The 7338-nt window shown below is 42.0% G+C and carries 8 protein-coding genes, 1 rRNA gene and 1 riboswitch; all 9 genes read left to right on the top strand.

What is annotated here, in order from left to right; all coding sequences use genetic code 11:
• Positions 1 to 6 precede the first annotated feature (6 nt).
• Positions 7 to 123 (top strand): 5S ribosomal RNA (rrf, locus tag FCJ93_RS05025).
• Between the two features lie 1361 nt (positions 124 to 1484).
• A complete protein-coding gene (locus FCJ93_RS05020) occupies positions 1485 to 2027 on the top strand; it encodes a DUF2179 domain-containing protein (RefSeq protein WP_095309158.1) in 543 nt (180 codons plus the stop codon).
• The gene (locus tag FCJ93_RS05015) at positions 2024 to 2224 is read left to right on the top strand and encodes an NETI motif-containing protein (protein ID WP_095309156.1); all 201 of its coding nucleotides are present in this window, start codon (positions 2024 to 2026) and stop codon (positions 2222 to 2224) included. Before FCJ93_RS05020 ends, FCJ93_RS05015 begins: the two co-directional genes overlap by 4 nt.
• A 97-nt stretch (positions 2225 to 2321) precedes the next feature.
• Positions 2322 to 2422: riboswitch (purine riboswitch) on the top strand.
• Between the two features lie 192 nt (positions 2423 to 2614).
• Entirely contained in the window at positions 2615 to 3103 is a 489-nt protein-coding gene (gene purE, locus FCJ93_RS05010; protein WP_137743064.1) for a 5-(carboxyamino)imidazole ribonucleotide mutase, read from the top strand.
• Complete coding sequence (purK, locus tag FCJ93_RS05005) at positions 3090 to 4241, top strand: 5-(carboxyamino)imidazole ribonucleotide synthase (protein ID WP_137743063.1); 1152 nt, start codon at positions 3090 to 3092, stop codon at positions 4239 to 4241. The genes purE and purK overlap by 14 nt, the downstream gene beginning before the upstream one ends.
• A 4-nt stretch (positions 4242 to 4245) precedes the next feature.
• Positions 4246 to 5538, top strand: a complete 1293-nt coding sequence (gene purB / locus FCJ93_RS05000; protein ID WP_137743062.1) for an adenylosuccinate lyase — start codon at positions 4246 to 4248, stop codon at positions 5536 to 5538.
• Positions 5539 to 5688: 150 nt separating this feature from the next.
• The gene (purC, locus tag FCJ93_RS04995) at positions 5689 to 6408 is read left to right on the top strand and encodes a phosphoribosylaminoimidazolesuccinocarboxamide synthase (RefSeq protein WP_095309148.1); all 720 of its coding nucleotides are present in this window, start codon (positions 5689 to 5691) and stop codon (positions 6406 to 6408) included.
• The gene (purS, locus tag FCJ93_RS04990; protein WP_095309146.1) at positions 6401 to 6655 is read left to right on the top strand and encodes a phosphoribosylformylglycinamidine synthase subunit PurS; all 255 of its coding nucleotides are present in this window, start codon (positions 6401 to 6403) and stop codon (positions 6653 to 6655) included. The genes purC and purS overlap by 8 nt, the downstream gene beginning before the upstream one ends.
• On the top strand, positions 6652 to 7329 hold the full coding sequence (purQ, locus tag FCJ93_RS04985; protein ID WP_137743061.1) for a phosphoribosylformylglycinamidine synthase subunit PurQ: 678 nt from the start codon (positions 6652 to 6654) through the stop codon (positions 7327 to 7329). Before purS ends, purQ begins: the two co-directional genes overlap by 4 nt.
• Positions 7330 to 7338: the final 9 nt, after the last annotated feature.

Below are 7338 nucleotides of genomic sequence, written 5' to 3'. Positions count from 1 at the left end.
AAATAGTCCGGTGACGATAGCGAGAAGGTCACACCCGTTCCCATACCGAACACGGAAGTTAAGCTTCTCAGCGCCGATGGTAGTGAGGGGCTGTCCCCTTGTGAGAGTAGGACGTTGCCGGACGAAGTAAAAAGAGTATCCCATATGATGGGTGCTCTTTTTTTGATCTGAATGTCCGTAAGGACAAGAAATAAAACGCCAGTAAAATCAAAAGCAGAAACCGGAGGGTGGCTAGAACCGAGGAGGTCGAGGAAGCGAGAGAGGGAAGCCCGGAGTGTACGATGTACACGAGGACGGAAGGAACGAAGCTGACGAAGAGATCCGAAGGTGATAGACAGCCGACTCCGAGCACGGAAGTGAAGCTTCGGCGCCGATGGTAGTGAGGGGCTGTCCCCTTGTGAGAGTAGGACGTTGCCGGGCAAAGGAAAAAGAGTATCCAAAATGATGGGTGCTCTTTTTTTGATCTGAATGTCCGTAAGGACAAGAAATAAAACGCCAGTAAAATCAAAAGCAGAAACCGGAGGGTGGCTAGAACCGAGGAGGTCGAGGAAACAAGAGAGTGAAGCCCGGAGTGTACGATGTACACGAGGACGGAAGGAACGAAGCTGACGAAGAGATCCGAAGGTGATAGACAGCCGACTCCGAACACGGAAGTGAAGCTTCGGCGCCGATGGTAGTGAGGGGACGATCCCTTGTGAGAGTGGGACGTTGCTGGGCGAAGTAAAAAGAGTATCCCATATGATGGGTGCTCTTTTTTTGATCCCAAGTGTGGCTGAAATGGCGAGATGCGCAATAAGCATTGAAAAACGCGCAATTATGCCTTAGATCGGCGCAATCAGGTGAAAAACAAGCGCAATCAAGCCACGAATAGGCGCAATCGAAGGCACAACAAGCGCAATCCTTGCCAAAATCGTAAAATCCACAAATAATCCCTATGTAATCACCTCAACCCTCCCCACCCTCGCTGCAGTGACAAGTAACCTGCTGCAATCAAACACAAAATCCGGGAATGTTGTGTTTGCATAAAACAATAATTGGCCCACTTCACAAACATTTGTCCATCTAGACATGTTCGCCCACTTCACAAACATTCGTCCATCTTACAAATAATTCGTCCATCTATTCATAATTCCTCGATTTCACAACAATTCAGCTACCCCCCACTAAAAATATTGGACGTTTTCGTAAATTTCATTTTGCAATCTTAGGTTTTTTCCAAACCGAGAGGGAAAAGATAAAAGCAAATTGAGAAAAATTAAGCGCAATATACTTTAAATCGGTGCAATTCAAAGCAACTGCGTGCAAGTATGTCTAATGTGTGCAATTGTATAGTCGAGATTTTATCGACAAGGTCAGAGGGATCGGGCTCAAGCAATAGGACACAAGTACTCATCTAACAGAAGTAGCTGAAATAGAGTGCAATTAGGTTTCATTTTTAGTAAAATGAGGCATACACGATTTTGCTTTATTAGGAGGACATTTCCGTGTTACAAAATGGATTGGTAATGGTGCTCATTATCCTCGTCATTAATATTGTCTATGTGTCTTTTTTTACGATTAGAATGATTTTGACGTTAAAGGGACAAAGGTATTTAGCTGCTTTTATAAGTATGATTGAGGTTGTTATTTATGTTATCGGGCTTGGGTTAGTACTTGATAATTTGAACCAGATTCAGAACTTGATTGCGTATGCAGTTGGTTACGGGATTGGTGTAATTGTAGGAATGAAAATTGAGGAGAAGCTTGCATTGGGCTATATTACCGTCAATGTAATTACGAAGGAATATGATCGGGACTTACCGAGACTTCTGCGGGAAAAAGGCTATGGTGTAACGAGCTGGGCTGCGAATGGCCTTGAGGGGGATCGGATGGCGTTGCAAATTTTAACGCCAAGAAAATATGAATTAAAGCTCTATGCAACCATTAAAGAGCTTGACCCGAAAGCATTTATTATCGCGTATGAACCGAAAACGATCTACGGTGGATTTTGGGTTAAATCGGTTAAGAAGGGAAGATTGTTTTCATGAGCAGATTGAAGCAAAGATTTGAAGTGCAAGAAAATGAGACGATTGATCAATGTCTGGACCGCATCCAAAAGGCTGGCTACATTCCTGTACGAAGAGAAGAAAAACCAATATTTCAGGAGAAAAAGCAAGGCTCCACGGTGGTCTATGAGCCTATAGGAAGGCAAATTATTTTTGAGGCAAAGAGGACAGAGGGTTAAAACACGAACATTAATAGAAGAATATTTTATTATTGTTCGATTATTGTTGACACACACCGTTAATGTTGTTACTATGGTAGTGCAAATGGAATAATCGATAAAAAAATACAATTTACCTCATATATAATGGGAATATGGCCCATAAGTTTCTACCCGACAACCTTAAATTGTTGGACTATGAGGAAAGTAAATGACGGGATAAAAATTGATCTTTAATTGAAGGGCATAAGCGGACATGGGTGGAATGGCTGTGCTAGCGCAGCCTTAGATGATGTCCTTTTATTTTCTGTGCCTCAATAAATGAACAATGTGCCCGGACAGATTGCTTTCCTTCATAGGATTAAGCAGTTTGTTCCGGGCTTTTATTATGGTTAAAAATGGAGGAGAAAAATGAGCGTGCAGGTTGCAGTAATTATGGGGAGTACATCGGATTGGGAAACAATGAAGCATGCGTGTGACGTGCTGGATAAGCTCGAGATTTCCTATGAAAAAAAAGTAGTATCCGCACATAGGACTCCAGACCTTATGTTTCAATATGCAGAAGAAGCAAGAGGACGGGGCTTTAACGTAATTATTGCAGGTGCAGGAGGGGCGGCCCATCTTCCAGGTATGGTAGCGGCTAAAACGACTCTTCCTGTAATCGGTGTGCCAATTCAATCAAAAGCATTAAATGGATTGGATTCCTTATTATCGATCGTACAAATGCCGGGTGGTGTTCCAGTAGCGACAGTAGCTATCGGCAAGGCAGGAGCCACGAACGCTGGATTGCTTGCTGCGCAAATACTTGGTGCGACTGATTTCGCAGTAGCAGAACGACTCGACAAAATGCGTGAAGCAACGAGAGAGGCTGTAATGGAAAGTAGTGATGAGCTTGTTTAAAACCATTTTACCTGGACAAACGATTGGAATTATCGGTGGAGGGCAGCTTGGGAGAATGATGGCAATAGCAGCGAAAGAAAAAGGCTACTGCGTTGCTGTGCTGGATCCAACAGAAAATTCTCCTTGTGGGCAAGTTGCCGATATTGAAATTGTTGCACAATATCATGATTTACTGGCGATTCAAAAACTGGCTGAAGTTAGTGATGTTATTACGTACGAGTTCGAAAATATCGATGCGGAGGCGCTCGACTGGCTTTGTGAGAATGCTTATGTGCCACAAGGAAAAGAAGTGTTAGAAATCACCCAAAATAGAGCAACAGAAAAAGCAGCGATTCAAAAGGCGGGTGCAGAAGTCGCTCCGTATAGGGTAATTAATGACATGACTGACATTTATGCTCATATCGATGAAATCGGCTATCCTTGTGTACTAAAAACAGCAACGGGTGGTTACGATGGTAAAGGACAGCTCGTCATTCGTTCAAGAGATGACATTGAAAAAGGAGCACCGCTGGTTGAATCTGGATTATGTGTTCTTGAGCAGTGGATTTCTTTTGAAAAAGAAATCTCCGTCATTATTGTACGCAGCCCCAAAGGTGAGACATCCGTTTTTCCGGTGGGAGAGAATATTCATAAGGACAACATTCTGCATGAAACAATCGTGCCAGCAAGAATGGCAGAGGATGCGAAGGAAAAAGCAATCTCACTTGCGACAGAGCTGGCCAGATCATTAAATTTAGTCGGGACATTAGCGGTGGAGATGTTTTTAACGACAGAGGGAGCAATCTATATAAATGAACTGGCGCCTCGACCACATAATTCAGGTCATTACACGATAGAGGCTTGTGAAACGTCTCAGTTTGAGCAGCATATTCGTGCTGTTTGCAATCTATCGCTTGGAAGTACCGAATTATTAAAACCAGTCGTTATGGTCAATATTCTTGGTGAACATCAAGAACAAATCATTGGAAAAATAAACGATTATCCAAACTGGAAAATTCACTTATATGGAAAAAGGGAAGCAAAAGTAAAAAGAAAAATGGGGCATGTGACCATTTTGAATCATTCAATAGAGAACGCCCTATCTGAAATTGACAGCAGTGGAATTTGGGAACAGGCGAAGGAAAGAATCGGAGGATAAAAACATGATCGATCGTTATACAAGACCCGAAATGGGTGCTATTTGGACAGAGGAAAACCGTTTTAAAGCTTGGTTAGAGGTAGAGATTTTAGCATGTGAAGCATGGGTGGAGCTTGGAGAAATCCCGAAGGAGGATGTTCAAAAAATCCGTGAAAAGGCATCATTTGATATCAACCGCATTAAAGAGATTGAAGAAGAGACACGACATGATGTTGTCGCTTTTACTCGTGCCGTATCCGAAACACTTGGTGAGGAAAGAAAGTGGGTTCACTATGGACTAACTTCAACAGATGTCGTTGACACGGCTTTATCCTATTTAATAAAGCAAGCCAATGACATTTTGCTAAAGGATATAGAGGGCTTTGTTGAAATCTTAAAAAACAAAGCGCGGGAATATAAATATACAGTGATGATGGGACGTACTCACGGTGTTCATGCGGAGCCAACAACATTTGGACTGAAGCTAGCCCTTTGGTATGAAGAAATGAAGCGTAACCTAGAACGCTTTAAGCAAGCTGCTGAGGGGGTTGAATACGGAAAAATATCTGGGGCAGTTGGAACATATGCCAATATTGACCCATTTGTTGAGAAATATGTATGTGAGAAGCTTGGCATTAAACCAGCGCCCGTTTCTACTCAAACATTGCAACGTGATCGTCATGCCCACTATATGTCGACAATTGCGTTAATCGCTACATCAATCGAAAAAATGGCAGTCGAAATAAGAGGTCTGCAAAAGAGTGAAACCCGAGAGGTAGAAGAATTTTTTGCAAAAGGTCAAAAAGGTTCTTCCGCCATGCCGCATAAACGCAACCCGATCGGTTCTGAAAATATGACTGGACTTGCCCGTGTCATCCGTGGACATATGTTGACTGCATATGAAAATGTCCCGCTTTGGCATGAACGTGATATTTCACATTCTTCAGCAGAGCGAATTATTTTACCAGATGCCACGATTGCTTTGAATTACATGTTAAATCGCTTCGGCAATATCGTGAAAAATTTAACGGTCTTCCCAGAAAACATGAAGCGCAACATGGATCGTACACTTGGTCTTATTTACTCTCAACGTGTTCTACTCGCCTTAATCGATAAAGGCCTACCACGTGAAGAAGCGTATGATACGGTGCAACCAAGAGCGATGGAAGCATGGGAAAAGCAAGTTCCGTTTAAGAGCTTAATTTCTGCCGATGAAACCATAACAGCAAAGCTTTCACCAGCAGAAATTGATGATTGTTTTGATTATAATTACCACTTAAAGCATGTCGATACAATCTTTGATCGTTTAGGACTATAGAAGGATTCATTTTTAAATGAGCGCCTATCGCCTTTCAAACTTCTGATACTGGTTTTACATCCTACGATAAGTCAAAGTTTCTTCAATCGAAAAGTTTGTAAGGCGATGACCAAGGCACTTCCACTTTTAGTATAGGAGGCTCTCCTCATCATGGAAAAAAGAGCATTGTTATATGAAGGAAAAGCAAAGAGAGTATATCAAACGGATGATGAAAATCTCGTATGGTTGGAGTACAAGGATTCTGCGACAGCTTTTAATGGTGAAAAGAAGGAGCAGATTACGGGTAAAGGAAAATTAAATAACGAGATTACAAGTTTAATATTTTCAAAGTTGAAAAAAGAGGGAATTGCCACTCATTTTGTTAAGAAGCTTTCCGAAACGGAACAGCTTGTAAAGAAGGTAACGATTATTCCTCTTGAAGTTGTCATACGCAATGTGGCAGCAGGCAGCTTTTCTAAAAGACTGGGGATTAATGAAGGAAACCCTCTCTCAAAACCCCTCGTTGAATTTTACTATAAAGATGATGCTCTTGGAGATCCACTCATTACGGATGACCATATCGAAGAATTACAATTGGCGACGAAGGACGAAGTAGCCCTTTTAAAAGAAAAAGCACTACAGGTCAATGAAGTGTTATCGAGGTTGTTTCTTGAATTAAATATTCGCCTCATCGACTTTAAGCTGGAATTCGGAAAGGATGCCGAAGGGAACATCGTCCTTGCTGATGAAATTTCACCAGATACCTGTCGCCTATGGGATAGCAACACGAATGAGAAGCTGGATAAAGATGTATTCCGCCGTAATTTAGGAAGCTTAACAGATGCTTATGAAAACATTCTTGCGAGACTGGGAGGTCCATCACATGTATAAAGTAAAGGTTTATGTAACATTAAGAGAAAGTGTACTTGATCCACAAGGGGCTGCGGTAAAGCACTCATTACAGTCATTAAGCTATAACGAAGTATCAGACGTTCGAATTGGAAAATACATGGAGTTAACGGTTGAAAAATCAGAACGCAACGTTGAAGATGTCGTAAAGGAAGTGTGTGAGCGCCTCCTAGCAAACCCTGTTATTGAAGACTATCGCTATGAAATTGAGGAGTGTGTAGCCCAATGAAGTTTGCTGTCATCGTGTTCCCAGGCTCCAACTGTGATGTAGATATGTATCACGCAATTAGAGATGAACTTGGCGAAGAAGTCGAGTATGTTTGGCATGATGCAGATCATTTAGATGAATTTGATGGAATCCTTTTACCTGGTGGATTTTCCTACGGAGATTACTTGCGCACAGGAGCAATTGCTCGCTTTAGCAAGGTGATGCAAGAGGTTGTGAAAGCAGCCAATGCAGGAAAACCTGTCCTTGGTGTTTGTAATGGCTTTCAGATCCTCCTCGAAAGCGGGCTGTTACCAGGTGCGATGAGACGGAATGAAAGCCTGAAATTCATTTGTAGACCAACGAGATTAAAGGTAGAAAATAACGAGACTATTTTTACTTCTGAGTATAAAAAAAGCGAAATCATTACCGTTCCGATCGCCCATGGTGAAGGGAATTACTATTGTGATGAGGAGACCTTACAAAAATTAAAGGACAATCGCCAAATTGTCTTTACGTATGAAAACAATCCAAACGGTTCTTTAGAGGACATCGCTGGAATCATCAATGAAAAGGGAAATGTACTTGGCATGATGCCCCATCCTGAAAGAGCAGTTGATGAATTATTAGGAGGAGCAGATGGCTTGAAGCTATTCCGCTCGATCGTGAAAACTTTTCGAAATGCTGTTGTCGTATAAAATCATCAG

Origin of the sequence: Robertmurraya siralis (assembly GCF_005502275.1) — a bacterium.
Taxonomy (GTDB): domain Bacteria; phylum Bacillota; class Bacilli; order Bacillales; family Cytobacillaceae; genus Robertmurraya; species Robertmurraya siralis.
This window is presented reverse-complemented; position numbering and strand designations above follow the sequence as displayed.

Bases quoted from the DNA above. Each gene is read 5' to 3' on its own strand.
- purC (WP_095309148.1), top strand. From the start codon at position 5,689: ATGGAAAAAAGAGCATTGTTATATGAAGGAAAAGCAAAGAGAGTATAT.
- purS (WP_095309146.1), top strand. From the start codon at position 6,401: ATGTATAAAGTAAAGGTTTATGTAACATTAAGAGAAAGTGTACTTGAT.
- purB (WP_137743062.1), top strand. From the start codon at position 4,246: ATGATCGATCGTTATACAAGACCCGAAATGGGTGCTATTTGGACAGAG.
- FCJ93_RS05015 (WP_095309156.1), top strand. From the start codon at position 2,024: ATGAGCAGATTGAAGCAAAGATTTGAAGTGCAAGAAAATGAGACGATT.
- purK (WP_137743063.1), top strand. From the start codon at position 3,090: ATGAGCTTGTTTAAAACCATTTTACCTGGACAAACGATTGGAATTATC.
- purQ (WP_137743061.1), top strand. From the start codon at position 6,652: ATGAAGTTTGCTGTCATCGTGTTCCCAGGCTCCAACTGTGATGTAGAT.
- purE (WP_137743064.1), top strand. From the start codon at position 2,615: ATGAGCGTGCAGGTTGCAGTAATTATGGGGAGTACATCGGATTGGGAA.